The organism is Streptomyces sp. NPDC001822, assembly GCF_042892135.1.
Lineage (GTDB): Bacteria > Actinomycetota > Actinomycetes > Streptomycetales > Streptomycetaceae > Streptomyces.
This window is the reverse complement of record NZ_JBIATW010000017.1, coordinates 24662-49376: the sequence shown is the minus strand read 5'-3', so window position 1 is coordinate 49376 and position 24715 is coordinate 24662. Positions and strand designations below refer to the sequence as shown.

29 protein-coding genes, 1 pseudogene and 1 riboswitch are annotated in these 24715 nt (G+C 70.1%); of the genes and pseudogenes, 18 read left to right on the top strand and 12 right to left on the bottom strand.

Features of this window, described 5'->3' with window-relative positions:
• Positions 1–8: 8 nt before the first annotated feature.
• The 4 genes from ACFYY2_RS29945 to ACFYY2_RS29930 form a co-directional block, all read right to left on the bottom strand.
• Positions 9–1730, bottom strand: coding sequence for an urease subunit alpha (locus ACFYY2_RS29945; RefSeq protein WP_388748777.1), 1722 nt, complete (start codon positions 1728–1730; stop codon positions 9–11).
• A complete protein-coding gene (locus ACFYY2_RS29940) occupies positions 1723–2034 on the bottom strand; it encodes an urease subunit beta (RefSeq protein WP_388748775.1) in 312 nt (103 codons plus the stop codon). Before ACFYY2_RS29940 ends, ACFYY2_RS29945 begins: the two co-directional genes overlap by 8 nt.
• A gap of 14 nt (positions 2035–2048) precedes the next feature.
• Positions 2049–2351 carry an urease subunit gamma gene (locus ACFYY2_RS29935; protein ID WP_104790628.1) on the bottom strand — a complete coding sequence of 101 codons (303 nt, stop codon included), beginning with the start codon at positions 2349–2351 and terminating at the stop codon, positions 2049–2051.
• Between the two features lie 139 nt (positions 2352–2490).
• Entirely contained in the window at positions 2491–3111 is a 621-nt protein-coding gene (locus tag ACFYY2_RS29930; protein ID WP_388748772.1) for a TetR/AcrR family transcriptional regulator, read from the bottom strand.
• Between the two features lie 106 nt (positions 3112–3217).
• On the opposite strand from ACFYY2_RS29930, the gene ACFYY2_RS29925 reads away from it, so the two are divergent.
• Positions 3218–4213: an ABC transporter permease gene (locus tag ACFYY2_RS29925; protein ID WP_388748770.1), complete on the top strand. Its 996-nt coding sequence runs from the start codon at positions 3218–3220 to the stop codon at positions 4211–4213.
• Between the two features lie 87 nt (positions 4214–4300).
• Here ACFYY2_RS29925 and ACFYY2_RS29920 read toward each other — a convergent pair whose 3' ends face one another.
• Positions 4301–4582 (bottom strand): type II toxin-antitoxin system Phd/YefM family antitoxin, encoded by a 282-nt coding sequence (locus tag ACFYY2_RS29920; RefSeq protein ID WP_388748768.1) that lies wholly within the window; start codon positions 4580–4582, stop codon positions 4301–4303.
• An 82-nt stretch (positions 4583–4664) separates the two neighbouring features.
• On the opposite strand from ACFYY2_RS29920, the gene ACFYY2_RS29915 reads away from it, so the two are divergent.
• From ACFYY2_RS29915 to ACFYY2_RS29905, 3 genes are all read left to right on the top strand, one after another.
• Positions 4665–5300, top strand: coding sequence for an ATP-dependent Clp protease proteolytic subunit (locus tag ACFYY2_RS29915; protein ID WP_388748766.1), 636 nt, complete (start codon positions 4665–4667; stop codon positions 5298–5300).
• Between the two features lie 7 nt (positions 5301–5307).
• Positions 5308–5616: a hypothetical protein gene (locus ACFYY2_RS29910; RefSeq protein ID WP_388748764.1), complete on the top strand. Its 309-nt coding sequence runs from the start codon at positions 5308–5310 to the stop codon at positions 5614–5616.
• Between the two features lie 364 nt (positions 5617–5980).
• Positions 5981–6153: riboswitch (cyclic di-AMP (ydaO/yuaA leader) on the top strand.
• Positions 6154–6156: 3 nt separating this feature from the next.
• Complete coding sequence (locus ACFYY2_RS29905; RefSeq protein ID WP_388748762.1) at positions 6157–6627, top strand: C40 family peptidase; 471 nt, start codon at positions 6157–6159, stop codon at positions 6625–6627.
• 138 nt (positions 6628–6765) lie between these two features.
• On the opposite strand, the pseudogene ACFYY2_RS29900 reads toward ACFYY2_RS29905, so the two are convergent.
• Together ACFYY2_RS29900 and ACFYY2_RS29895 are read right to left on the bottom strand one after the other, a co-directional pair.
• A pseudogene (locus tag ACFYY2_RS29900) lies at positions 6766–6885 on the bottom strand (LysE family translocator); the annotation flags it as partial.
• Between the two features lie 166 nt (positions 6886–7051).
• Complete coding sequence (locus ACFYY2_RS29895) at positions 7052–7483, bottom strand: ATP-binding protein (protein WP_388748760.1); 432 nt, start codon at positions 7481–7483, stop codon at positions 7052–7054.
• A gap of 232 nt (positions 7484–7715) precedes the next feature.
• Between ACFYY2_RS29895 and ACFYY2_RS29890 the strand changes: the two genes are divergently transcribed.
• The gene (locus tag ACFYY2_RS29890) at positions 7716–8678 is read left to right on the top strand and encodes a helix-turn-helix domain-containing protein (RefSeq protein ID WP_388748758.1); all 963 of its coding nucleotides are present in this window, start codon (positions 7716–7718) and stop codon (positions 8676–8678) included.
• Positions 8606–8845, top strand: coding sequence for a DUF397 domain-containing protein (locus tag ACFYY2_RS29885; RefSeq protein ID WP_388748756.1), 240 nt, complete (start codon positions 8606–8608; stop codon positions 8843–8845). Before ACFYY2_RS29890 ends, ACFYY2_RS29885 begins: the two co-directional genes overlap by 73 nt.
• On the opposite strand, the gene ACFYY2_RS29880 is transcribed toward ACFYY2_RS29885, so the two are convergent.
• Positions 8795–9985, bottom strand: a complete 1191-nt coding sequence (locus ACFYY2_RS29880; RefSeq protein ID WP_388748754.1) for an 8-amino-7-oxononanoate synthase — start codon at positions 9983–9985, stop codon at positions 8795–8797. The genes ACFYY2_RS29885 and ACFYY2_RS29880 overlap by 51 nt on opposite strands.
• A 142-nt stretch (positions 9986–10127) precedes the next feature.
• On the opposite strand from ACFYY2_RS29880, the gene bioB reads away from it, so the two are divergent.
• The 4 genes from bioB (at position 10128) to ACFYY2_RS29860 (ending at position 14048) form a co-directional block, all read left to right on the top strand.
• Positions 10128–11291, top strand: a complete 1164-nt coding sequence (bioB, locus tag ACFYY2_RS29875; RefSeq protein WP_388748752.1) for a biotin synthase BioB — start codon at positions 10128–10130, stop codon at positions 11289–11291.
• Complete coding sequence (locus tag ACFYY2_RS29870) at positions 11284–12588, top strand: adenosylmethionine--8-amino-7-oxononanoate transaminase (RefSeq protein WP_388748750.1); 1305 nt, start codon at positions 11284–11286, stop codon at positions 12586–12588. Before bioB ends, ACFYY2_RS29870 begins: the two co-directional genes overlap by 8 nt.
• Before the next feature lies 1 nt (position 12589).
• Positions 12590–13279: a dethiobiotin synthase gene (gene bioD / locus ACFYY2_RS29865; protein WP_388748748.1), complete on the top strand. Its 690-nt coding sequence runs from the start codon at positions 12590–12592 to the stop codon at positions 13277–13279.
• A 73-nt stretch (positions 13280–13352) separates the two neighbouring features.
• The gene (locus ACFYY2_RS29860) at positions 13353–14048 is read left to right on the top strand and encodes a class I SAM-dependent methyltransferase (protein WP_388748746.1); all 696 of its coding nucleotides are present in this window, start codon (positions 13353–13355) and stop codon (positions 14046–14048) included.
• Between the two features lie 9 nt (positions 14049–14057).
• Here ACFYY2_RS29860 and ACFYY2_RS29855 read toward each other — a convergent pair whose 3' ends face one another.
• Both ACFYY2_RS29855 and ACFYY2_RS29850 read right to left on the bottom strand, forming a co-directional pair.
• The gene (locus tag ACFYY2_RS29855) at positions 14058–14429 is read right to left on the bottom strand and encodes a fic family toxin-antitoxin system, toxin component (RefSeq protein ID WP_388748744.1); all 372 of its coding nucleotides are present in this window, start codon (positions 14427–14429) and stop codon (positions 14058–14060) included.
• Positions 14426–14653: a toxin-antitoxin system HicB family antitoxin gene (locus ACFYY2_RS29850; protein ID WP_388748742.1), complete on the bottom strand. Its 228-nt coding sequence runs from the start codon at positions 14651–14653 to the stop codon at positions 14426–14428. The genes ACFYY2_RS29855 and ACFYY2_RS29850 overlap by 4 nt, the downstream gene beginning before the upstream one ends.
• Positions 14654–14979: 326 nt before the next feature.
• On the opposite strand from ACFYY2_RS29850, the gene ACFYY2_RS29845 reads away from it, so the two are divergent.
• From ACFYY2_RS29845 to ACFYY2_RS29835, 3 genes are all read left to right on the top strand, one after another.
• The gene (locus ACFYY2_RS29845; protein ID WP_388748740.1) at positions 14980–16317 is read left to right on the top strand and encodes a hemolysin family protein; all 1338 of its coding nucleotides are present in this window, start codon (positions 14980–14982) and stop codon (positions 16315–16317) included.
• Positions 16314–17333, top strand: coding sequence for a hemolysin family protein (locus tag ACFYY2_RS29840; protein ID WP_388748738.1), 1020 nt, complete (start codon positions 16314–16316; stop codon positions 17331–17333). Before ACFYY2_RS29845 ends, ACFYY2_RS29840 begins: the two co-directional genes overlap by 4 nt.
• Positions 17334–17435: 102 nt before the next feature.
• Positions 17436–18272, top strand: coding sequence for an SGNH/GDSL hydrolase family protein (locus ACFYY2_RS29835; protein WP_388748736.1), 837 nt, complete (start codon positions 17436–17438; stop codon positions 18270–18272).
• 488 nt (positions 18273–18760) lie between these two features.
• Here the strand turns inward: ACFYY2_RS29835 and xerC are convergent, their stop codons facing one another.
• Entirely contained in the window at positions 18761–19945 is a 1185-nt protein-coding gene (gene xerC / locus ACFYY2_RS29830) for a tyrosine recombinase XerC (protein WP_388748734.1), read from the bottom strand.
• A gap of 27 nt (positions 19946–19972) precedes the next feature.
• On the bottom strand, positions 19973–20623 hold the full coding sequence (locus tag ACFYY2_RS29825) for a helix-turn-helix domain-containing protein (protein ID WP_388748732.1): 651 nt from the start codon (positions 20621–20623) through the stop codon (positions 19973–19975).
• A gap of 93 nt (positions 20624–20716) precedes the next feature.
• Here ACFYY2_RS29825 and ACFYY2_RS29820 point away from each other — a divergent pair, with 93 nt between their 5' ends.
• From ACFYY2_RS29820 to ACFYY2_RS29800, 5 genes are all read left to right on the top strand, one after another.
• Positions 20717–20941 carry a helix-turn-helix transcriptional regulator gene (locus tag ACFYY2_RS29820; RefSeq protein ID WP_388748730.1) on the top strand — a complete coding sequence of 75 codons (225 nt, stop codon included), beginning with the start codon at positions 20717–20719 and terminating at the stop codon, positions 20939–20941.
• Entirely contained in the window at positions 20941–21150 is a 210-nt protein-coding gene (locus tag ACFYY2_RS29815; protein ID WP_388748728.1) for a helix-turn-helix domain-containing protein, read from the top strand. The genes ACFYY2_RS29820 and ACFYY2_RS29815 overlap by 1 nt, the downstream gene beginning before the upstream one ends.
• A 96-nt stretch (positions 21151–21246) precedes the next feature.
• Positions 21247–21684: a hypothetical protein gene (locus ACFYY2_RS29810; RefSeq protein WP_388748726.1), complete on the top strand. Its 438-nt coding sequence runs from the start codon at positions 21247–21249 to the stop codon at positions 21682–21684.
• 99 nt (positions 21685–21783) lie between these two features.
• The gene (locus ACFYY2_RS29805) at positions 21784–21987 is read left to right on the top strand and encodes a hypothetical protein (RefSeq protein WP_388748724.1); all 204 of its coding nucleotides are present in this window, start codon (positions 21784–21786) and stop codon (positions 21985–21987) included.
• 38 nt (positions 21988–22025) lie between these two features.
• Positions 22026–24635, top strand: coding sequence for a hypothetical protein (locus tag ACFYY2_RS29800; protein WP_388748722.1), 2610 nt, complete (start codon positions 22026–22028; stop codon positions 24633–24635).
• The last annotated feature ends 80 nt before the right edge of the window (positions 24636–24715 follow it).

Genomic DNA, 24715 nt, shown 5'->3' with positions numbered 1-24715 from the left:
GCCTGCTGTCAGAAGAGGAAGTACCGCTGGGCCATGGGGAGTTCCACTGCGGGAGCGGGCTCGACGGATTCACCGTCGATGGTGACGGCGAAACTGTCGGAGTCGACCCGGACCTGTGGCAGCGCGTCGTTCTCCCGCATGTCCGCCTTGGTGACGCCTCGGGTGCTGGTGATCGGCACGAACCTCTTGCCCAGCCCCAGCCGCTCGGGGAGTCCGTCCTCGACGGCCGCGGCGGAGACGAAGTTGAAGGAGTTGGCGGCGGGGGCCCTCCCCACGGCACCGAACATCGGCCGCGGCATGACCGGCTGCGGCGTGGGGATCGACGCGTTGGCGTCACCCATCTGTGCGTACGCGATCTGACCGCCCTTGATGACGAGCTGCGGTTTCACCCCGAAGAAGGCCGGGTCCCAGAGGACCAGATCGGCGAGCTTCCCCGACTCGACGGAGCCGATCTCACGGTCCAGCCCCTGGGCGACGGCGGGGTTGATGGTGTATTTGGCGACATAGCGACGGGCCCGGTTGTTGTCGGCGGCGCCGTCGCCGGGCAGCGCTCCCCTCCGCCGCTTCATGACATGGGCGGTCTGCCAGGTCCGCAGGATCACTTCACCGATCCGGCCCATCGCCTGGGAGTCGGAGGAGATGATCGAGATGGCGCCGAGGTCGTGGAGGACGTCCTCCGCGGCGATGGTGGAGGGCCGGATGCGGGACTCGGCGAAGGCCAGGTCCTCCGGCACGGTGGGATTGAGGTGGTGGCACACCATCAGCATGTCGAGGTGTTCCTCGATGGTGTTGACCGTGTGGGGCCGGGTCGGGTTGGTGGAACTGGGCAGTACGTAGGGCTCCGAGACCACACTGATGATGTCGGGCGCGTGCCCGCCGCCGGCACCCTCGGTGTGGTACGCGTGGATGGACCGCCCCGCGATGGCCGCCAGCGTGTCGGCGACGAAGCCGGCCTCGTTGAGTGTGTCCGTGTGGATGGCGAGCTGCGCCCCCGTCTCCTCGCAGACGCCCAGGCACGCGTCGATGACGGCGGGAGTCGCGCCCCAGTCCTCGTGGATCTTGAATCCGAGCGCACCGGCGCGCAGCTGGGAGTGCATGGCGTCCCGGGACATCGTGTTGCCCTTGCCGAGCAGTCCGATGTTGACGGGGTATCCGTCGAGCGCCTCGAACATACGGGCAAGATGCCAGGGGCCGGGGGTGATCGTCGTGGCCTTGGTGCCCTCGGCGGGGCCGGTGCCGCCGCCGACGAGTGTGGTGATTCCGGAGGAGAGGGCCTGGTCGACCAGGGTCGGCGAGATGAAGTGCACGTGCGCGTCGATGGCACCCGCGGTGAGGATCTTGCCGTTGCCCGCGATGATCTCGGTCTCGGGCCCGATGACGAGGTCCGGGTGGACACCGTCCATCGTGTCGGGGTTACCGGCCTTCCCGATACCGGTGATCCGGCCCTCGCGGATGCCGATGTCGGCCTTGACGACGCCCCAGTGGTCGAGGACGACCGCACCGGTGATGACGGTGTCCGGCGCGCCTTCGGCACGGGTGGTACGCGCCTGGCCCATCGATTCGCGGATCACCTTCCCGCCGCCGAAGACGGCTTCGTCCCCGGCCCGCCCGGGGCCGCCGGACCTGTCCTCGTCGATGCGGACCACGAGATCGGTGTCGGCGAGCCGGATGCGGTCGCCGGTGGTGGGGCCGAACAGGTCGGCGTACAGGGGGCGGCTGAGCTCAGGCATCGAGGGGACCTCCGGTTGCGCCACGCAGTCCGGGGACGATGCGCAGGCCCGCGAGCGGGACGAGTTCGACGTCGACGGGGATGCCGGGCTCGAAGCGCACGGCGGTTCCGGCCGCGATGTTCAGCCGGAGTCCGTGGGCTGCGGGACGGTCGAACTCCAGACCGCTGTTGGCCTCGGCGAAGTGGTAGTGCGAGCCGACCTGGACGGGCCGGTCAGCCGCGTTGAGGACGGTGAGGCGGGTGACGGGACGCCCCTCGTTGAGCGGCACCGTGCCTTCCGCGTACAGGAACTCTCCGGGGATCATCGCCTGCTCCCCCGTCAGACGATCGGCTCGTGGACGGTGACGAGCTTGGTGCCGTCGGGGAAGGTGGCCTCGACCTGGACGTCGTGGATCATCTCCGGGATGCCGTCCATGACGTCGTCGCGGGTGAGCACCTTTCTGCCGGACGCCATGAGTTCGGCCACCGTCCGTCCGTCGCGGGCGCCTTCCAGGAGGTGCGAGGTGATCAGCGCGATCGCCTCGGGGTGATTGAGCCGCAAGCCGCGCGCCCTGCGCTTCTCGGCGACGTCGGCCGCCACATGGATGAGCAGGCGTTCCTGTTCGTGCGGAGTCAGTTGCACGCTTCCACCCTCTTCGTCATCCGCCCGGTACCGGCCCCGGGCGCAGCGGGACCCTACCCCTCCTTCAACACTCTGTTGAACGATGAAGAGGATTCCGCGGCCAGGTATTGCACGTTAGGGCGGAAGTTTTTCCGGCGCGTTAACTGATCTTTTGCGGACCCATGGACATCAGGCCCCGCAGGCCGTTCTCCAGGACCTCGGGTTCGACGCCGCCGAACAGCGCCTCCTGCACCATGAACCCCTGGGCGGTGGCGATCATCGTGCGGGCGACGTCGTCGGCGGACACGTCGGCGTGCATGAGCCCGGCCGCGCGGTAGGCCTCCACGAGCTTCGCCCAGCCCACGCGCATGCCGGCGTAACCGTCACCGAAGGCCTTGGACAGGCGGTCGCTGCGCAGTGCCTCGGCCCAGACCTGGACGATGAGCGCCGCGCAGGTGCGCCGCTCCATGCCGTACAACTGCCCCGCCAGGAAGGTGCGCAGCACCCTGCCGAGGAGCACGTCCGGAGTGGGCGGCGGGGTGATCTCGGCGGCGTCCTCGAAGGCGTGCCGGATACCGCCGAACGCGTCGTCGGCGATGGCCGCGATGAGGTCGTCCTTCCCCGCGAAGTAGCGGTAGACGGCCCCCGCGGACAGTCCGACCTCCTTCAGCACATCCTGCATCGACGTCCCGTGGAAGCCGTTCCGGGCGAAGCAGCGGGCGGCACCGGCGAGGATCTGCCGGCGGCGGGCGTCGAGGTGCTCCTGGGATACGCGTGCCATCCGGAAATCGTAGAACGAACATTCATTCTTGACAAGCTTCCCGGCGCGCGGTCACAGTGAGGAAGGAAAAACGAACGATCCTTCTCTTTGAAACGAGGCATCCTCCATGCCCGCTGCACCGAACCGCCGGGCGGCGGCCGCCGTCCTCCTCGTCCCCCTGGTCGTGACGCTCGCCCTCTGGGCCTTCGCCTGGCCCGCCGCCCGCATCGCGCCTCGCGACCTGCCCGTGGGCATCGCCGGAGCGGCACCGGCCGCCGATCAGCTGCAGAAGCGGTTCGAGCGGGAGGAGGGAGCCTTCGAGATCCACCGGTACACGGACGAGGCCGCGGCCCGCGCCGCGATCGAGGACCGGGTCGTATACGGGGCGGTCGTGGTCACCGCCCAGGGTCCGCGGCTGCTCACCGCCTCGGCCGCGAGCCCGGTCGTCTCGCAGCTGCTGACGGGGGCGGTGGCCGCGGCCGCGCCCGGCGGGGGCGGCATACCCGTCAGCGATGTCGTCGCCGCGCCGGAAGCCGACCCCCGCGGCAGCGCGCTCGGCGCGAGCATCCTCCCGCTCGCCCTCGCCGGAGTCGCCGCCGGAGCGATCGTGACCCTGCTCAAGCTCCGCGGGGCCAGGGCGGCCGCGACCCTGATCGTCGCCGCGGCCCTGGTCGGCCTCGTGGCGACCGCCCTGGCCGGCAGCTGGCTCGGCGTGATCACCGGCGACTGGTGGGCCGAGGCGGGCGTCATCGGACTCACCGTGGCAGCGATCGGCTCGACGGTGGCAGGGTTCGCCGCCCTGCTCGGCACTCCCGGAATCGGGCTGGGCGCGCTGCTGATGGTGCTGCTGGGCAATCCGTTCTCCGGCGTGACCAGCGCCCCCGAACTGCTCCCCGCCCCCGTCGGCATGCTCGGGCAGTGGCTGCCGCCCGGCGCGGGCGGCACACTGCTGCGGTCGGTCGCCTTCTTCGACGGTCACGCGGCCGGCGGACCGGCGCTCACCCTCGCCCTGTGGGCCGTCCTCGGCCTGACCGCCGTACTGGTGGGCGGGCGCCGGCACCGCGACGACCCGGCACCCCGCACCATGGCCACCGACCGCACGCCGGAGCCCTCGCTCAGCTGAACAACCCGCCCGCCGCGCCGAGCCGCGCCCTCCCCGCCGAGCGGTGGAGGGCGCGGCTTTCCCGTTCCGGCCGCGCGGGCGCCCCGGTCACTCGTCCCGGTCGTGGCCTCGGTGCTCGGCGGCGATACCGAAGCGGCGGCGTCCGCCCTCGGACGGCGCCGAGGACCTGATCGACGACACCGAGCTGATCACCTGCTCCTCCGCCGTCTGCTCCTCGCTCTCGAGCCGTTGCAGATCAGCCGCGGACACCAGCGCGACGAGCGGCTTGCCGTGCCGCGTGACGACCACTCGTTCACCGCCGTAGACGACGCGGTTGATCAGTTCGGCGAGCTCTGCGCGGGCTTGCGTCACCGGAATCTCGTAGGCCATAACCCACATCGTAACTTCTGTACGTCCTGTACATTTTTTACGTACGCCCCCGGGCCCGGGGGTTCCGAGGAGAGGCCACGTCATGATTCGTCCCGCCGCCCGTCACGTCCTCCCCGAGTTCACCGAGCGCACCGCATACGGATCCCGGCCCATGGACCCGTACTCCAAGCTGCTCTCGGAGCGGATCGTCTTCCTCGGCACACCGGTCGACGACACCGCGGCGAGCGACCTGATCGCCCAGTTCATGTACCTGGAGCACGCGGACCCGGACCGGCCGGTCTCGCTCTACATCAACTCGCCCGGCGGCACCTTCCACGCCATGACGGCGGTCTACGACACCATGCGCTACCTCGCCTGCGAGGTGGAGACCTTCTGCATCGGCCAAGCGGGTGCCGGTGCCGCGGTGCTGCTGGCGGCCGGCTCCCCCGGCCACCGACATGCGCTGCCCGGGGCCCGGGTAGTCATTCAGCAACCCGCTCTGGAGGAGCCGGTGCGGGGACAGCCCTCGGATCTGGAGATCCAGGCGCGCGAGTCGTCCCGCGAGCGCGAGCTGCTCACGGCGATGCTGGCCCGCCACACAGGGCGATCCGCACAGGAGATCAGCGCCGCCATCGAGCGGGACACCATTCTCGACGCCCCGGCCGCCCTGGCGTTCGGGCTGGTGGACCACGTCGTGGAGAACCGCACTCCGTCCCAGCCGCCGCACCCCGCGAGGTGAACAAGCGATGCTCACACCCCAGTTCCCGCCACTGCCCGCACTCACCCGCGCCGAGGCGGAGTTCATCGACTGCTACCTCGAAGCGCTCGACCAGCTCGGCCGGATCAATCCCGCCCGCGGCGGCGACACCTACGGAGCGTTGCGGGCAGCGCAGGCGCTCGCCTCCCGGGCGGCCGCCCTGCGCGACGCGCTCACGCTGATGCACGAGCGGGGCGAGTCCCGGATCCACGCGGAGACGCTGGCCAGGGCGTTACGGCTGCTGGACGGGGAGCGGCGGGCCGGACGGGTCGCCGTACCGCCGGCGTCGTCGCACTGAACACCGGGGCGCCCGACGCCCACGCAGAGGACTCCATTGCGGCGACCTTCCCGACACGCCCGACGAGCCGATGAGTTTTCCTCGCTCGTTCGGCGTAGAAGGTCCCCCTCCCGAGGGACAGCCCAACTTGCGCACCCAGCGCGGACAGTGAACGAAATCGGTCGTTCCATCGCTGGTACGGGGCTGGTCCGGCACGGCCGCGAGGTCACCGGATCCGCCCCGTCCACCCGAACGGATCAGTGGTGACGACTCTCACATATCGCAGCTTCAGCGAGGAAATCCGGCAGCGCGTGCGTAAAGATCCCTGGGACGACAAGCCCCCGCCGCCGCGGCGGGGCGGTCCGGGCGGACGCCGAGTCCTGCCGCTGTCCGGATGCCTGGTCGACAGAAGTGGATCGGCAGGAGTGGAGGACCCGAGCACAACGGGCCGCCCGGACATCCGGACGGTCCTCGGGGTGAAGCCGCCTTGCGCGGCCGGGCAACTTCGCCAGCCCGAACCCGACAGGTCATCCTTCACAGGCGGCTGACGAAGGGTTGCGCATGACTGCGCAGGTTCATGTCCCGTCTCTGTTCGCCCGGGTCGGTACGGCCTCGGTTCTCACTCTCGCTGTAGGCACCACGATGCTGGCCCCGGGCGTCGTCGACGACGCCGAGGCCGCGAGCCGTTCGACGAGGGCTCTCGACATCGCGGCCTCCAAGAAGGGCGCGCCCTACAGATACGGCGCCACTGGCCCGCACCGGTTCGACTGTTCCGGGCTGACGCTCTACTCGTATCGGAAAGCGGGCAAGAAGCTCCCCCGCACGGCGCAGCAGCAGTACAACAAGACCCGCCATATCTCCAGGTCGCAGCGGAAACGCGGCGACCTGGTCTTCTTTCACGCGGGACGCAGCGTCTACCACGTGGGGATCTACGCCGGCAGCGGCCGGATCTGGCACTCGCCGAAGACCGGGGCGGTGGTGCGGCTGGAGAAGATCTGGTCGAACAGCGTCTGGTACGGGAGGGTCCGCTGACACCTGCGTCCGCCCGGTGCCGGCCTTCCGCGCCGGCACCGCTCCCCACCTCGTTCCGTGCAGCAGGGGCCCGGTCACCAGCACGAGTCCCAGCGCGGTGAGCGCCGTGCCGCTGCCGCCCTCGATGGCGCGGGCGGTAAGCACGTACGCCCCGCCCAGCAGCTGGACGGCGCGGAGGAGGACGGGCATCGCCACGAGCACGGCGGCGAGCCCGGCCACCGCCAGGGCGGTGCGCACGAGCAGCCCCGACCGCGTTCCGGCGCGCCCACCCGGACGTGGAGCCGGCGGTCACGGACTGCGAACCGCCCACGGGTGCGGCCGCCGTGGCGGCAGGCGCGAGTCACGGAGAACACGGCGACCGCCGCCACGCTGCCGGCACTGCTGCGGAGCGGTTTCGGCCGCCCCGGCCCACCATGACCCGGCGTCAGGCCTGCGCCGGAACGGCCCAGGGAAGGGCGATCGACACGGTCTTCCCCCCGTCGGGCGTGGGGCTGACGCTGAGTCTCCCACCGCATTCCTTGGCGAGGGACCTGATGATCACCATGCCCCGGCCGTTGTCCTGACGGACCGCCGCGGGCAGCTTCTGCGGCCAGCGGGGGTGGCTGTCCGTCACGCCCAGGTACAGCTCCTCGTCCCGGTCGAGCCGTAGGGCGACGGTGAACGTGGGTGACAGACCGAACGTGTGCTGGACGGCGTTGGTGGTCAGTTCCGAGACGATCAGCCGGACCGCGTCGGCCAGGTCACTGTCCTCGGCCAGGCCCCACTCGCTGAGCACCCGCGCGACGTGGGCCCGGGCCGCGGACACCGAGACCGGGTCGCTCGGCAAGGTGACGGTTGCTTCCTGATGGTCTGCCATGGCGTCGCCGTCCCTTCCCGTCCCGACCGGTCCGCGACCGGTCCGGATTGTGGTTCGCGCCAGACTGCCACTCCCGAGGCCGTCCGTAACTGCGATCCACCAAGATATGCATATATCTGTCGCCCATTCCGGTGAACCATGCCCCGCGAGCAGTGACCGGGCGCCACACTGGCCACTTTCCGAGCCGCCCCCGAACGGGGGCCGGCTCTCCGTACAACGGAGGGAGGCCGTCGTGCGCAACGGCCCGGTCGTACGCCGTCGCAAACTCGGCGAAGAACTGCGCGGTCTGCGTCACACATCCGGACTCACGAGCCGGGAAGCCGCGGGAATGCTGGGCTGGCACCAGTCGAAGGTGAGCCGGATCGAGACGGGCGCGAGCGGGGTGTCCCCCGACGACGTGACGCGGTTACTGGACGTCTACGGCGTGGACGACGGGCAGTTGCGCTCCCTGCTCCAGACGCTCGCCGGATCGGCCGGCGGCGGCGGGAACGGCTGGTGGCACGCCTACCGTGGCCTCATCCCGCCGCAGTACCGCGACTTCATCAGTCTCGAGTCACAGGCCGATGCCGCGCGCACGCTCGAGACATCGGTGGTGCCGGGGCTCCTGCAGACCGCCGACTACGCGCGGGCCGTGACCCGCTCCACCCTGGACGGCCTGCCCCCCGCGGCCCTCGACTCCCTGGTGGAGGTCAGACTCGCCCGGCAGAGCGTCCTGCACACGACCGGACCGCTGCGGCTCAGCGTGGTGCTCGACGAGGCGGTTCTCAGACGCCAGGTCGGGGGCGCGGGGGTGATGGCGGAACAACTGCGCCACTTGCTGTGGGCGGCCCAACTTCCACACGTGACACTTCAGTTGCTGCCGTTCGCGGCGGGAGGGTACGTCGGCCTCACCGGCCCCTTCGTTATCTTCTCCTTTCCGAGCACTTCTGATCTGGATGTGGTCGTTCTTGACCATTTGACGAGTAGCCTCTATCTGGAGCGGAGAGAAGACATCGAGGCGTACAGCTCGGCCTTCCGCACGATGCAGGCCCACGCGCTGTCGCCCGAGCGTTCGCTGGACCTCATCGCCGCGCTGAGCAGCGGCGGTCAGGCGGAACCTTCAGACTGCCCGAGGGGGGCACGATGTCCGACCGTCCCGCACAGCTCCCACAGCCCACGACCGAATGGCGGCGCAGCAGCCGCAGCACCGGAATGAACAACTGCGTGGAGACCGCGCTGATCGCCCCCGGCAGGCTCGCCGTCCGGGACTCCAAGGACACGGAGCTCCCGCACCTGAGCCTGTCGAGCGCGGCGTGGACGTCCTTCGTCACCTCACTGCGCGGCCGCCGGGGACCCGGCGGCCGCGTCGGCGGCCTCGACTGACCCGCGGGGCGCCGATCCGACGATCGTGGCCACCGCGAACTCGATCTGCGCCGCCGTCAGGTCGGCACGGGCCGTCAGCCGGAGCCGGGAGACCCCGTCCGGCACCGAAGGAGGCCGGAAGCACCCCACCGCGAGCCCCGCGGCACGGCATTCAGCGGCCCAGCGAACCGCCGACTCCGCCGACGGCGCGCGGACCGAGACGACGGCGGCGTCCGGGCGCACGGCGGTGAGACCGGCGGCGGTGAGCCGGCCGTGCAGTTCGGCGGCCACCGCCCTCGCCCTTCCTGCGCGCTCCGGCTCCCGGCGCAGCAGCGTCAGGGCGCAGGAGGCCGCGCCGACCGCCGCCGGGGCGAGGCCCGTGTCGAAGATGAACGTCCGCGCCGAGTTGACCAGATGGGCGATGACCCCGGCCGGCCCGAGCACGGCTCCACCCTGGCTCCCCAGTGACTTCGAGAGGGTGAGCGTGGCGACGATCCCCGGGCCGCCCGCGAGTCCGGCGGCGGCGAGGGCGCCGCGCCCACCGTCCCCCAGCACGCCGAGGCCGTGTGCGTCGTCCACCAGGAGGGCTGCGCCCGCGTCCTCGCAGACATCGGCCAGCAGAGCCAGCGGGGCCGCGTCGCCGTCCACCGAGAAGACGGAATCGGTCACCGCGACAGCCCGTCCGGTGTGTGCCAGGAGCGCCTTGCGCACGGCCTCGGGGTCCGCGTGCGGCACGACCGCGGTTGCCGCCCGGGAGAGCCGGCAGCCGTCCACGATCGAAGCGTGGTTGCCCGCGTCGGACACGATCAGTGCATCGTGCCCGGTGAGTGCGGTCAGGGCGGCGAGGTTGGCCGCGTAGCCGGAGGAGAAGACCAGGGCCGCCTCGAATCCGCAGAACTCGGCGAGTTCGCGTTCGAGCCGGGCGTGCAGCGTGGTGGTTCCGGTGACCAGCCGCGAACCGGTGGCCCCCGCGCCCCATTCGCGCGCGGCCTCGGCAGCGGCCGACGTGACCTCGGGATGCCTGGTCAGGCCCAGGTAGTCGTTGCTCGCGAGGTCCAGCAGATCCGTCCGCGAGGCGCGGGGACGGAGCGTCCGGACGAGTCCGGCGTCGGTACGGCGGCGGGCCTCGTCGTCGATCCAGTCGAACGGGGCGTAGGACATGAGCGGGTCCCTTTGTAGGCAGTTCACAGACCCTAGCCCGGTGCGCAACAGGCCAGGGTGTGGCAATACACACAGCATCGTCCGCGGGTCCTGTCCGGTTCCTCCTTGGCCGGAGGCGGTGTCGTACGCCAGGATCGACGCCATGGACCTGCTGAACACGCTGGTGGACAAGGGGCTGCGGCGCGAACTGCCGACCCGTGACGAAGCGCTCGCCGTACTGGCGACCTCCGACGACGAACTGCTCGATGTGGTGGCCGCGGCCGGGAAGGTGCGCCGCCAGTGGTTCGGCAGGCGCGTCAAGCTCAACTACCTGGTCAACCTGAAGTCGGGGCTCTGCCCCGAGGACTGTTCCTACTGCTCGCAGCGTCTCGGTTCCAAGGCCGAGATCCTCAAGTACACCTGGATCAAGCCGGACGAGGCGGAGAGGGCCGCCGCCGCGGGCGTGGCGGGCGGCGCCAAGCGCGTGTGTCTCGTGGCGAGCGGCCGGGGGCCGACCGACCGGGACGTCGACCGGGTGTCCAGGACCATCGAGGCGATCAAGGGTCAGCACGAGGACGTGGAGGTGTGCGCCTGCCTCGGTCTCCTGTCGGAGGGGCAGGCCGAGCGCCTCAGGTCCGCCGGCGCGGACGCGTACAACCACAACCTCAACACGTCCGAGGCCACGTACGGGGACATCACGACCACCCACACGTACGCCGACCGCGTGGACACCGTGCAGCAGGCCCAGGCCGCAGGACTCTCGGCGTGCTCCGGGCTGATCGCGGGCATGGGCGAGAGCGACGCCGATCTCGTCGACGTCGTCTTCTCACTCCGTGAGCTGGATCCGGACTCCGTGCCGGTCAACTTCCTGATCCCCATGGAGGGAACCCCGCTCGCGAAGGACTGGCACCTCACTCCCCAGCGGTGCCTGCGCATCCTCGCGATGGTCAGGTTCGTGTGCCCGGACGTCGAGGTGCGGCTCGCGGGCGGCCGCGAGGTCCATCTGCGCTCGATGCAGCCGCTCGCCCTGAACCTGGTCAACTCCATCTTCCTGGGCGACTATCTGACCAGCGAGGGCCAGGCGGGCCAGACCGACCTGGACATGATCGCGGACGCCGGTTTCGAGGTGGAGGGGGCGGAGACGAAGACGCTCCCCGAGCACCGGGCGGCACCTTCCGGAGGCTGCGGTTCGCACGAGGGCGGCTGCGCTCCGTGCGGCGACGCCCCGGGGGCGGTTCCGGAGCAGTCCGAGGCGCAGGTCGCGCGCACGGATCTGGTGGCGGTGCGCCGCCGCGGTGCCGGGACGGATCTCGCGCCCAATGCCTGACCGGTTCACCCCCGCCGAGATCCGCGCCCTGGACCGGGCACACGTCTGGCACCCCTACGGACCGATGCCCGGCCGCCAGGAGCCCCTGATCGTGGAGTCCGCGTCCGGGGTACGGCTGCGACTCGCCGAACCCGTGCACGGCCGGGACGAGTTGGTGGACGGCATGTCCTCGTGGTGGTCGGCGGTGCACGGCTACAACCATCCGGTGCTCAACGACGCGGCCCGGGGTCAGCTGGACCGGATGAGTCATGTGATGTTCGGCGGGCTCACGCACGAGCCCGCCGTCCGGCTGGCGGCCCGGCTGGTGGAGATCACCCCGGAGCCGCTGCGGCACGTCTTCCTCGCCGACTCCGGGTCGGTCTCGGTCGAGGTCGCGGTGAAGATGTGCCTGCAGTACTGGCGCTCGGCAGGGCGGCCGGCGAAGCACAGGCTGCTGACCTGGCGCGGTGGGTACCACGGGGACACCTGGCAGCCGATGTCGGTGTGCGATCCCGAGGGCGGGATGCACGACCTCTGGTCGGGCGCACTCCCCCGGCAGGTCTTCGCGGACGCGCCACCCGACGGCTTCGACGCGGAGCCGGACGAGGCGTACGTACGGCACCTGAAGGACCTGATAGCCGCCCACCGCGACGAACTGGCCGCGGTGATCGTGGAGCCCGTGGTCCAGGGAGCGGGCGGAATGCGCTTCCACTCGCCGGCCTATCTCCGGGTGCTGCGCGAGGCGTGCGACGCCAACGACGTACTTCTGGTGTTCGACGAGATCGCGACCGGTTTCGGACGGACGGGAGAACTCTTCGCGGCCGGACACGCGGGGGTGTCACCGGACGTCATGTGCGTCGGCAAGGCGCTCACCGGGGGCTATCTGACGCTGGCGGCGACCCTGTGCACCGCACGCGTGGCGGAGGGGATCTCCCGCGGGGAGGTGCCCGTCCTGGCCCACGGGCCCACGTTCATGGGCAACCCGCTCGCCGCGGCCGTGGCGTGCGCCTCCGTGGACCTCCTGCTGGGCCAGGACTGGCAGGTCGAGGTGAAGCGGATCGGTGCGGGGCTCCGGAACGGTCTCGCGGAAGCCGCGGAGGTGCCGGGGGTGCGTGACGTCCGGGTACTGGGAGCCATCGGCGTCGTACAGCTCGACCACGAGGTCGACATGGCGGCCGCGACACGGGCCGCGGTCCGCGAGGGCGTGTGGCTGCGGCCGTTCCGCGACCTCGTGTACACGATGCCGCCCTACGTGACCGGCGACGACGACGTGGCGAGGATCGGCCGGGCCGTGTGCGCGGCGGCGAGGGAGGGATGAGATGACGATCCTGGTGGTGACCGGGACGGGCACCGAGATCGGCAAGACGATCGTGACGGCGGCGGTGGCCGCCGCCTGCGCGGAGAGGCGGGTGGCGGTCCTCAAGCCGGCCCAGACCGGCCTGGCGCCGGGTGAGCCGGGTGATGCGGCGGAGGTCGTACGACTGGCCGGCGCCCATGTGACCGCCGTGGAACTGGCACGCTTCCCGGAGCCCCTGGCCCCGGAGACGGCGGCGCGCCGGGCCGGGATGACCCCCGTACGCCCCTTCGAGATCGCGGAGGCGGCGCAGAAGCTGGCGACGGAACACGACCTGGTACTCGTGGAGGGCGCGGGCGGGCTGCTCGTGCGCTACGACGAGCGGGGGGCCACGCTCGCGGACGCCGCGCGGCTGATGGCCGCGCCCGCGCTGGTCGTGGCGCCGGCGGGCCTGGGCACACTGAACGCCACCGCGCTGACGACGGAGGCCCTGCGGACCAGAGGGCTGACGTGCCTCGGCGTGGTCGTGGGCAGCATGCCGGCCGTCCCGGACCTGGCGTCCCGGTGCAATGTGGAGGACCTCCCGGTTTCGGCGGGGGCTCCGCTGCTCGGCGTGGTACCGGCCGGGGCGGGCGCCCTGGCCCCGTCCGACTTCCGCGCACGCGCCGGGAGTTGGCTCGCGCCGGAGCTCGGAGGGAATCGCCGGTCCGGCTGAGGGGGCTGAGCACGCCCGTACGGGGGAGAATCGTAGGAGAGCCGCATCTTCGCGTCCTCCGAGGAGGCCTGCAATGCGCCGGCGCAGCACGAACGTCCCCAAGGACGCCGTGCACCACCCCGTCTTCGCCCGTTTCTACGCGCGGATGAGCGTGACCGCGGACCTGAAGGCGGGCGTCGGCGCCCACCGCGAGGAACTCCTGGCCGGGCTGTCCGGCCGGGTCATCGAGATCGGTGCGGGCAACGGCCTGAACTTCGCGCACTACCCGGGCGCCGTCTCGGAGGTGGTGGCGATCGAGCCCGAGCGGAGTCTGCGGCGGCTGGCGGCCGCCGCCGCACTGCGGGCGGAGGTTCCGGTCGACGTGGTGCCGGGCACCGCGGAGGCCCTGCCGGTCAAGAGCGAGGCCTTCGACGCGGCCGTGGCGTCGCTGGTCCTGTGCACCGTGCGCGACCTTCCGCGGGCACTGGCGGAGATGAAGCGTGTGCTGCGGCCGGGCGGTGAGCTGCGGTTCTTCGAGCACACCCTGGCCTCCGGCCGGGCGCTGGCGACGGCGCAGCGGGTGGCGGACCGGACGGTGTGGCCCCTCCTGTTCGGTGGTTGCCACACGGCGCGCGACACCGTCGCGGCGATCGAGGAGGCCGGCTTCAGGATGGGGAGGTACCGCAGGTTCCGCATCCCGGAGAAGGGTGTGCAGCTGCCGACCACGCCGTGCGTGATCGGGGTCGCCCGCAGGTCAGCCGTGGTCGACCGGACCGCGGAGGCGGGCTGAGGGGCGGGGTCAGAGGCTCCAGCGGCGCAGTTCGTCGGCGATGGCCCGGACGTCCGCCTTGCCCTCCTTGACCAGTCGGGCGAGGTCGCGGACCTGTTCGGGCGACGTGATGACCTTCATCCCGGAGGCGATGAGATAGCCGTAGGCCACGGCGGAGGCGAACATCGCGTTGGAGTGCTCCAGCGCCGGGACATGCAGCAGGAGCTGCAGCATGGCGGCCGCCCGCGCGTGCGGGTCGCTGTAGACGGGGCTGCCGAAGATCTCCGCCTCGTGCCGGCTGACGGCCGCGACGAGCGCTCCCCAGTCGACGACCTGGGGATCACCGGGCGTCTTGTGCTCGGCGACCATGAGCAGCCAGGAAAGGTCGATCTGGAGGTTCAACGGGTGCCTTCGCGCTCCGGGCCGAACTCTTCGGCGAACACCGACTCGTACTGCTTCATGAAGTCGGCCGCGGCCTCGACGAACGTGTGTCCGACCTCGCCGGCATCCCGCTTGACGAGTTCCTCTATGTAGCGGTTCACGCTCACCCCCTGCTGGAGGGCGCGCTGTCGCGCCGCCTCGGCGGTGGCCTCGTCCACGCGGACGTTCAGCTGAGTCTTGGGCACGTCATCACGCTAGCGCGTGACCGCTAGCACCGGCAAGGGGAAGGCGAAGGGGGAGATTGAGCGAGGGAGGGAGACAGGGAGGGGCCGCCCGTTTCCGCGTATGAGTAGGTTGAGGGGGCACCCCCGGCCGTCCGTCCGACAGGGGGCACTCCGGCCGTCCGTCCGGCATGATCGGCTCTTTGCCGATCCTTTACTATGGACGTTCGACCGTCCGACCCACTCGAAAGGTGTGAGCGTCCGCCCATGGGCGAGCCCCCCAGTAGTCCATTCCGCCGACATCGCGCGATCCTCCAGCCCCTGCCCGATCATGGGACGGAGGTGAACCGATGACCGAAGTGCTACTGCTCCTCATGGCCTTGCTGCTCTCCCTCGCCTGCGGTGTGTTCGTGGCGGCCGAGTTCTCCCTGACCACCGTGGAGCGCGGCCAGCTGGAACGAGCGGTCGAGCAGGGAGAGCGGGGTGCTGCTGGAGCCCTCAAGGCCGTACGCAGCCTCACCTATCAGCTCTCGGGCGCGCAGCTCGGCATCACCGTCACCAATCTGGTGGTCGGCATGCTCTCCGAGCCGTCCATCGCCGCACTGATCCGGGGGCCGGTGGAGGCCACCGGGCTGTCGCCGGGCGTGTCCTCCTCGCTGGCGCTCGTGATCGGCACGGCGCTGTCCACCGTGGTCCTGATGGTCGTCGGCGAGCTCGTCCCGAAGAACTGGGCGATCTCGTCGCCGCTGGCCGTCGCCCGGAGGGTCGCCGCACCACAGCGCATGTTCACCGCGGTCTTCCGCCCCTTCATCAGCCACCTCAACAACACCGCCAACCGGATCGTGCGCCGCTTCGGTCTGGAGCCGGCCGAGGAGCTGGCCTCGGCACGTACACCGGAGGAACTGGTGGCCCTGGCCCGCCACTCCGCGAAGGAGGGCGCGCTGGAGGCGGACACCGCCGAACTCTTCGTACGCACCCTCAACCTGTCCGAGCTGACCGCGGAGAACGTGATGACCCCCCGCGTGCAGGTCACCGCCCTCGAGGTCCAGGCGACCGCCGAGGACGTCGCGAACGCCACGCGGGCGACCGGCCTCTCCCGCTTCCCGGTCTACCGGGGCGGCCTGGACACGGTCGTCGGCATCGCGCACATCAAGGACGTCCTCGCCATCCCGGCCGACCAGCGGCCCCGCAAGCGGGTGTCGGACATGCTGCGCGAACCGCTGCTCGTGCCCGAGACCCTCACCGTGGACCGTCTGCTGGACCGGCTCTCCGGAAAACCGGCCATGGCGGTCGTCATCGACGAGTACGGCGGCACGGCGGGAGTCGTGACGCTGGAGGACATCGTGGAGGAAGTCGTCGGCGAGGTACGGGACGAACACGATCCCCACGAGACACCCGACCTGGCTTCGGCAGGCGAGGACGCCGACGGCCGCACGCTCTGGTCGGCGGACGGAGCGGCCCGCACGGATCAGCTCCGCACGATCGGGCTGCGTGTCCCCGACGGGCCGTACGAGACTCTGGCCGGTCTGATCGCGACGGAGGTCGGCCGCATTCCGGTGGTCGGCGACACCGTCGAGCTCACGGGCTGGCGTATCGACGTCGTGGACGCGTCCGGACACCGTGCGGCTCGCGCCCTGCTCCACGCACCGCTGCTCGGTGACGACGATCCGGCGGAGGATGCGCGATGACCGCCGTTCAGCTGTTCATCGGCCTGCTCACCCTGGTCGTCAACGCGTTCTTCGTCGGCGCGGAGTTCGCGCTGATCTCCGTGCGCCGCAGCCAGATCGAGCCCGAGGCCGAGGCGGGAAACCGCCGCGCGCGCAGCGTCATCTGGGGCCTCGAACACGTGTCGGCGCTCCTCGCGGCGGCTCAGCTCGGCATCACGCTCTGCACCCTGGTGCTGGGTATCGTCGCCGAGCCGGCCATCGCCCACCTCCTGGAGCCCGTCTTCGACGCGGTGGGAGTGCCCCACGGTCTGGTGCACCCGATCTCCTTCGTCATCGCACTGTCCGTGGCGACGTACCTCCACATGCTGCTGGGCGAGATGGTGCCGAAGAACATCGCGCTGGCCGAACCGGCGAGGACCGCGCTGCTGCTCGGGCCGCCCCTGGTGACCCTGGCCAGGGCGCTGAAGCCGGTGATCTTCGCGATCAACGCCTTCGCGAACGCCCTGCTGAAGATCCTTCGGGTGGAGACGAAGGACGAGGTCTCCGCGACCTTCTCCGACGACGAACTCGCGCGCCTCGTCAAGGACGCGGAGGACTCCGGACTCGTCGACGACCGTTCGGCGGACCGGCTGAGGCATGCCCTGGAACTGGGCCGCCGCCCTGTCCGGGACGTGATCATGCCGGTAGACCGTGTCCTGTACACGAGGGTCGGCACGACCCCGGAGGAACTGGAGCGGCTCTCGCACGAGTCCGGCTTCTCACGGTTCCCGGTGATGGACAGTGCACAGCGCATCATCGGTTACCTGCATGTGAAGGACGCCCTCGACGCAACGCCGCGCGATGTCCCCTTCCCGGTGTCGGCCCTCAGGCCGATCGCCCGGGTGCGCGCCGCGACCCCGCTGGACGATGTGCTGACCGCGCTGAGGCGCAGCCGCACGCACCTGGCGGCCGTACTGGACGAGGACGGCCGCCTGTCCGGCATGGTGACGATGGAGGACGTGCTGCGCGAACTGGTGGGCAGGCCGCAGGCCCGCTGACACCGGCGCCGTACGGCCGACGGGGAGGGCGCGGAGCCACCGTTCCGCACCTCCCCGTCAGCACGTCTCCCCCGGTGCGCACGCGGTACGATCGACGTCGCCATGGAATTGAATGCCTCCTACACCAGTCTCGTAGCGGTCGGCGACTCGTTCACCGAGGGCATGTCGGATCTGCTGCCCGACGGCTCCTACCGCGGTTGGGCCGACGTCCTCGCCACTCGTCTCGCCTCCCGGTCCCCCGGCTTCCGGTACGCGAATCTCGCCGTGCGCGGAAAGCTCATCGGGCAGATCGTCGACGAGCAGGTTCCCGTCGCCGCGGAGCTCCGGCCCGATGTGATCACACTCGTCGGCGGCCTCAACGACACCCTGCGGCCGAAGTGCGACATGGGCATGGTGCGCGGCCGGCTGGAGGAGGCGGTGGAACGGCTGGCTCCGGCGTGCAAGACCCTGGTCCTGATGCGCAGCCCCGGTCGGAACGGTCCGGTGATGGAGCGGTTCCGTCCCCGCATGGAGGAGCTGTTCTCCCTGGTCGGGGAACTAGCCGACCGCCACGGTGCGCTGGTGACGGACCTGTACGGCGCGCCGTCGCTGGGCGATCCGCGGATGTGGGACGTCGACCGGCTGCACCTGACCGCCGAGGGGCATCGCAGGGTCGCGGAAGCGGTCTGGCAGACGCTGGGCATGCCCGAGGAGAGCGACTGGCAGACGCCGTTGGCCGCCACGGCCCCCGTGCGCTGGGCACAGCGGCGGGTCGAGGACGCGCGGTTCGCCAGACAGCACCTGATGCCGTGGATCGGGCGGCGCCTCACGGGGCGCTCGTCGGGCGACGGCCGGGCGGGCGCCCAGTACGACGCGGCACTCGGGCAGGCCTTCTGGATCACCCCCGAGGACGCGTCGGCTCCCGGTCCCGTCACGGGCTGGCGCCGGCTGGACGGCTGACCCTGCGGTTCACATGACATCGGGGGACGCGGCGCGGGTGCGGGTCGGGGCTGCTGGTGCCGCGACCTCGGTGATACGCCCCATGCCTGCGGTGTGTGGCGTTCGTTCACGGCCTGCCTGGTCACTTCGTGCCTGGGTGACGGCCTGCTCGGGTGACGGCCTGTCTGGGTCACGTCCTGACCTGGGTGACGGCTTGTCTGGGTCGCGTCCCGCTGGTCTGCCCTTGGCCGGAGTGCTGGCGGCGTTTCCCGACGTGCCTGCGCGCAGGCACGTGCGGTGGAGGGTGCGGCACACGACCGGGCTTCCGGACGCCGGGACAGCCCGCCGCCTGCGGCATGGGCGGTCTTCATAGGAAGCCACAGACCGGCCCGCGGCGCGGACCTGCAGAAACCGCCAGTAGAATCCGGACACTGTTCTACGTGATCGTGTTGCCTCGCAGGTCAGAGCCAGTCTGACTCACTCGCCACATGATCGAATCTCACAATTTCTCACGTGAGCTCCTTGGGCGCCCCGTGAAAGACGTCGAGAGCGATGGCAGCGTCCCGCATGTCCTCGGCCTCAATGGACACGTACTTGCGCTTGGTGAAGCTCGCGTTCGTGTGGCCGGCCCACGCCGCGAGGATGACGTCGGGGACGCCACTCAGGGCCAGGGCTTTCAGCACGGAGTGCCGGGCGTCGTACAGGCGGACCTGCCGCAGGCGAAGGTCCCGCATCAGGCGGTAGGCGTACTCCCGCAGCTGTCGCGTGTTCAGCGGCCTGCCGAGCTCGTCGACGACGATGAACCCCGAGTCCTCGTAGCCCTCGCCCGCCACGGCCCTCTCTGCGGCCTGCCGGGCGCGGAAGCGCCGCAGCGCCTCCCACGGACCTTGCGGCAACGGCAGGGCTCGTTCGCCGGACGCCGTCTTGGTGTCCTTCTCGAGAACCTTGTTATTGCCGATCATGGTTCGGGTGTTCGCGATCTCAAGGATGCCGACGTCGAGGTCCACGTCGGTCCACCGCTGCCCGCACACCTCTGCCGGCCGAAGACCCATCAGGGACAGGAGCAGCGGGGCGAACAGCCGGTCGTCCTCCATGCCGCGGACGAACGTCTGCACTTCAGCCACGGTCCACGGCTTGACCTTGGTGCGCTCCCGCTTGTCGGTCTTCTTGTCGGCGAGCGCCACCCGGACGTACTGGGCTGGGCTTGAAGGGATCAGCTTCCGGACGACGGCCCGCCCGAGGGCTTCACGCAGCCTGGTCAGGATGCCCTCGACCGTCGAGACCGCCAGCCTTGTCCCGGGCTCGCCACCGCGCCTGCGACCGCTGAGGATCACCTCGTCCACGAACTCTTGGATGTGGTCCTCGGTCAGCTCCTGCAGCCGCACGTGGCCCAGCTTGTCGACGACGTGGACCAAGGCCAGGCGGTACGTGCGGATCGTCGTCTCCTCGACGTCGCGCCGCTTGTACTCCAACCAGGTCTCCAGCCACTCCCCCAACGTGATCTTGTTGGGGGCGATGAACGTTCCCGCCGACCGCTGGTGAAGAATCCGATCCCGCTCCTCCTTCACCGCCGTCTTGGTATCCCTCGTGATCGTCAGCTGGACGCGCTTACCGCTCTCGTCCAGGCCCGCGTCGACGACCACCCGGTATCGCACTTTGCCGTCCCGCAGGACGACCCGCTTCGGCTCAGCCATGCCGCACCCCCTTCTCGCCCGCAGCGGCTAATCGTCGAGCTCGAGCTCAAGTTGCTCCACCTCGGTCTTCAGTTGATCGACCCGCGCCTTCGCGACGCGCGCCTGCCGTTCAACCGCCCCCTTGTTGCGGCTCTCAACCGCACGGACCAGCCGACCGACCATTGCGCGCGCCGTCTCCGCAGCCGTATTAGCGGGGTGCTGGGCTGCCCGCCTACGCGCCTCAGGGTGCGTCAGCGCCTCGTAGCTCTCCCGCTGGCTGAAGAACTCCTGCTCAGCCTTGTCGTCCAGCTCGGCCCCTGCCGCCCCGGCGGCCCAATCGTTCGCCGGCGTGCGACCTTCCGCCCACAGCCAGGCGGTACGGGCGTTCAGGGAGATCTCTGACGTCAGCCGAACCTGCTCGTCGCCCCAAGTCGGAGGTAGCAGGAGGGCGATAGGCGAGACGTTGAGAACCAGGGCCAGGGCCACCAGGTCGTCAGCGTCTACACGGCGCTGACCTTTCTCGATGCGCGTGATGCCGGTGGGCGGGATGTGCTGGCCCACATCCTTCAACTTCTCGGCCAGCGCCGTCGTCGAGAGGCCGCGCGCCTTTCGGAGGCGGGGGAGGTTTTCTTCTAGGTGCTTACTGACGGGGCCCCATCCGCTGGGCTTTGAGTCAGCATCCACGATCTTCGCTGTCATTATCGCAGCGTCTCATGCCATTGCTTGCATCGCCAACGACACTCCACTACTCTCAAGCCATCGCAGTGATCGCTGCGATTCTTGGAGGTAGTCATGCCGACAACCGCATCGGTTGCGCACGATCCTGACGAGCTGCTGACCCCTCAAGAGGCCAGCGCCGTCGTCAAGCTCTCCGTCTACACGCTGCGGGACAAGCGCTCACAGGGCTGTGGACCGGATTTCATCAAGCTGACCCCGGGACGGGGTGGGCGCATTCGGTACCGCCGCAGGGACATCGACGCCTGGCTGCAGAGCGCCCAGTACGGGAGCGCCCGCTGATGGCCCCCACCGACGCCCCGACGCTCGAAGACATCCGCACCTGGCCGGCCACTATCGGTGTCCCCGACGCTGCCAGGGCCCTCGGTGTCAGCAAGAGCCACATGCACGCGCTCATCAAGCGCGGCGAATCGCCCGTCCGCATCCTGCCGTTCGGCACCCGCCACAGGGTCGTGACCGCCGACTTGATCCGGCTGCTGGAAGCGGCCTGAGCTCGCAAACGACAGCGGCCCCGGGGTCGCCACCCCAGGGCCATCGCCACTGCGCCACCGTCCACCAGACAGGCGCATCACCAGACAGGAACCAGGATGACACAGAACACCGACACCTTCGACGAAATCAGCTTCAGCTTCACCAACTCCGGAGCCCTGCGTAGCGCCGTCGAAGCGTCCATCTCGAAGATCCGGCGCCAGCGCGAAAGCGGATTCGCCCACGACATCGTCCGCGGCGCCTGGAACACACTGCCCGAAGCGGCACTCCGGCAGGCATTCGACGACCTCTGCACCGCCTACTACACGCAGCTGTCCGAAGCCCGCCGCGCCCACGAGCATGACGCACTCGGCACCAGCGGAACGTACCTCCAGCCCGACGACCTGCCGCTCATCCACGAGGCACTGATGAACGCGGCACCGATCGACGAGGACACCGTGATCGACGGCTACCTCGGCGGCTCGCTGGAACGCGTCCTCAAGGAGCTGGAACTCCTGCGATACCGGCTCGCCATCGCCCAGCACGACCGCCCCTGACGTGCCCGCCCGACCCTTCGGGGTCGGGCACCCCACCAGCTTCGCGAGACGGCCTCACAGGCACCCGCACCGCCTCGCCCTCGCGAACAGGACGCCGGCATGGCGATCACAGAAGACCTACGCACCCAGCTCCAGCAGGAACGAGCACGACGGGAACTCACCCTCGGCTCGATACGCAGCCACCTGGAAGAGCAGCCGTCAGCGAACACCGTCCGTGCCTGCGCACGAAGTTGGTGCCGCGACATCACCGCCCTCGCCGAGACCGTCATCTCGGCCGCTACCAGCACGGAGACCAACGAGTGAGCACTGAGACGGAGCCGCTGACCGCAGACGGAAACGTCATGCGCACCTGGTTCACGCACCTGTATGCAGGAGCTCCCGGGCTCGTCAGCGTGTGCTCGGACGCCGACAAGTGGGCTGGCCGCCGGTTCTCGACCGACGAGGCTGGCATCGAGGCTGCCGTCACCTATGCCCTGCAGCTCGACAAGCGGAAGCCGAAGGGCATCTACACGCAGGTCTCCACCCTTCGCGAGGACCCCGCCACGGGGCGCGGCGGGGAAGATCTTGCCCACGCCCTCACCCACCTCTGGGCTGACGGGGACTACGGCACGATCGGGCACAAGCCCGGACCGGACGACCTCCCGGCACCGCCCGACGCCGATGGCGTCTCCAAGGTGGTGGCGGAATCAGGGCTGCCAGAGCCGTCAGGCTGGACCCACTCGGGCGGCGGCTACAACCCGGTGTGGATGCTCGCCGAGCCGCACATCATCAACGACCCCAGGCACGTCAAAGACATCACCACAGGCGTGCAGGCCATCCTGGCGGCGCAGGCGTACCAATGCGGTTGGTCATGGGACACCGAGGTCGGCAACCTCGACCGGCTCATGAAGCTGCCGGGCAGCATCAACCGAAAGGAAGACCTCGAACGGCCCGCATCCATCGGCCCCGGCAGCGGGGTCATGTACGAGCTCGCCCCCCTAGCCGCAGCCATCAGCGCACTTGTGCCGCAAGCGCGGGAGATCCTGGCCCAGGCCGCCACGGAGAAGCAGGCTCGCAAGCGGGCGCGCCTCGGCCAACCCGTACAGCAGGTGCCACGCCCCCGGCCCACGAAGTTCGTCGGACTGAGCGGCGACGGCCCACTCGACGTCATCGCCGACACCTTCGACTTCAGCGACCTACTCCAGCCCGCTGGCTTCACCTACGAGGGCACACACAGCGACGGCCGCCAACGTTGGCTGCGCCCCGCCGCAAGCGGGGACCGAGCCAGCAGCGCGTACAGCCTGCTGTGCGACGACCACGTGGCCGTCAACTGGTCTGATCGCTCGGACCTTCCAGTGGGAGCCCAGCCCTCCGGCGGCAAGCTCACCATCCCGACCCTCTACGCGCACCTGAACTACGGAGGAGACACCGCTGAAGCCGCTCGGGACATCCTCCGGGCGGCAGCAGGGCGCACCACGCACGGCCCCGCCGGGCATCTACCGGAAAGCGTCCTCGAGGAAGTCAGGCGGCGCTGCGGGGTCTTGGCCGTTGTCCCCCAACCGACCAAGGACGACATCGACTGGACCGACCTCACCAGCCCCTCCGAGCCTCCGCCCGACCAAAGCCCAGGTGAGACCGACAGCGGCATCGGGGGCCTCCTGCCCGAGGAGTTCTACGCAGGCCGCGAGGAACTCCGGCACATTCGTCAGGCCGGCCACCACTGGACCCGCTCGGGCGATGTCGCCTTCCTCGCGACCCTCACCAGGCTCTCCGCCATGGTGTCTCACCACATTCGGGCAGACACCGGTGTTGCCGGATACGCCTCACTGAACCTGTTCGGTGCCCTCGTCGGGCCGTCCGGTGTAGGGAAGTCGACCGGTGTCGACGTGGCGCAACGGCTCCTGCCCATCCCCGAGGGCCTCGACTTCCGCGACAACCTGCCCGTCGGATCCGGCGAGGGCATCGCTGAAGTGTTCATCGACATCGTCGAAGAGGCGACTGGTGAAGTCCGCAAGGGTCGTGGTGGCACGGAGACCCCCGTCACCCAGCGGGTCCGCAAGCAAGTCCGCCACAACGCGTTCTTCTACGTCGACGAGGGAGCCACCCTCACCCGGCTGATGAAGGAACGGTCCGGATCGACCCTCGGCGAGACCCTGCGCAGCGCAGCGGTAGGCCAGACTCTCGGCCAGACCAACGCCAGCAAGGACACCACCCGCTACATCCCCAAGGGCTCGTACAGCATGGGCATGCTGGTCGGCTTCCAGCCCGAGACAGCCGAAGCTCTCTTCGACGAGGTCGCCGAAGGTACGCCTCAGCGCTTCCTGTGGCTTCAGGTCATCGACCCGTCCATCCCCGACGAGCGTCCGTCGTGGCCGGGAGAGCTGACGAAATGGCGCGAGGCAGTCAATGCCAGCGAGGAAACTCACGTCACCTTCGACGAGCAGATCAAAGCGGAGCTCCGGCGGGCCGACCTAGCCAAGGCCCGCGGTGAAGTGTCCGTCGCGAACCTGAACCCGCTCGACTCGCATGCCCCGTTGGTCCGGGTCAAGGTCGCCTCGCTCCTCGCCATCCTCACCGGCCGGCGGCACGTGACGCTCGAAGACTGGCAGCTTGCCGACATGGTCTGGGTGGCTTCCTGCGGCACTCGCGACGCGCTACTCGGGGAGATCGCCCGGCGCCGCATCGTGGAATCGGAGAAGCGCACGGAAGCCCGAATCATCGAGGAGGTTCGGGTCGACCAGGCCAAAGTTACGGCAGAGGCTCAGCGGGCCGATAAGGCCGTGCTTCGGATTGCGACGCGCATCGCGCTGCTTGTCCAGGAGAGCGGCTCCATGACGCGCAGCGCCCTGCGGACCAGGTTTGCGAGCAGGGACAAGAAGCACCTCAACGACGCCTACTCCTACGCGGTGCTGCGCGAGTGGGTCATCGAGACGGACGGGCGGTTCACCCCCGGCCCGGTCGCTCCCAGCTAGGGGGGACAGAGGGGGGACGGGGACGGCTTCTGTCCCCCCCTCCCTCTCCCGGAATCACACAGAGTCATCCGCAAGGCTAA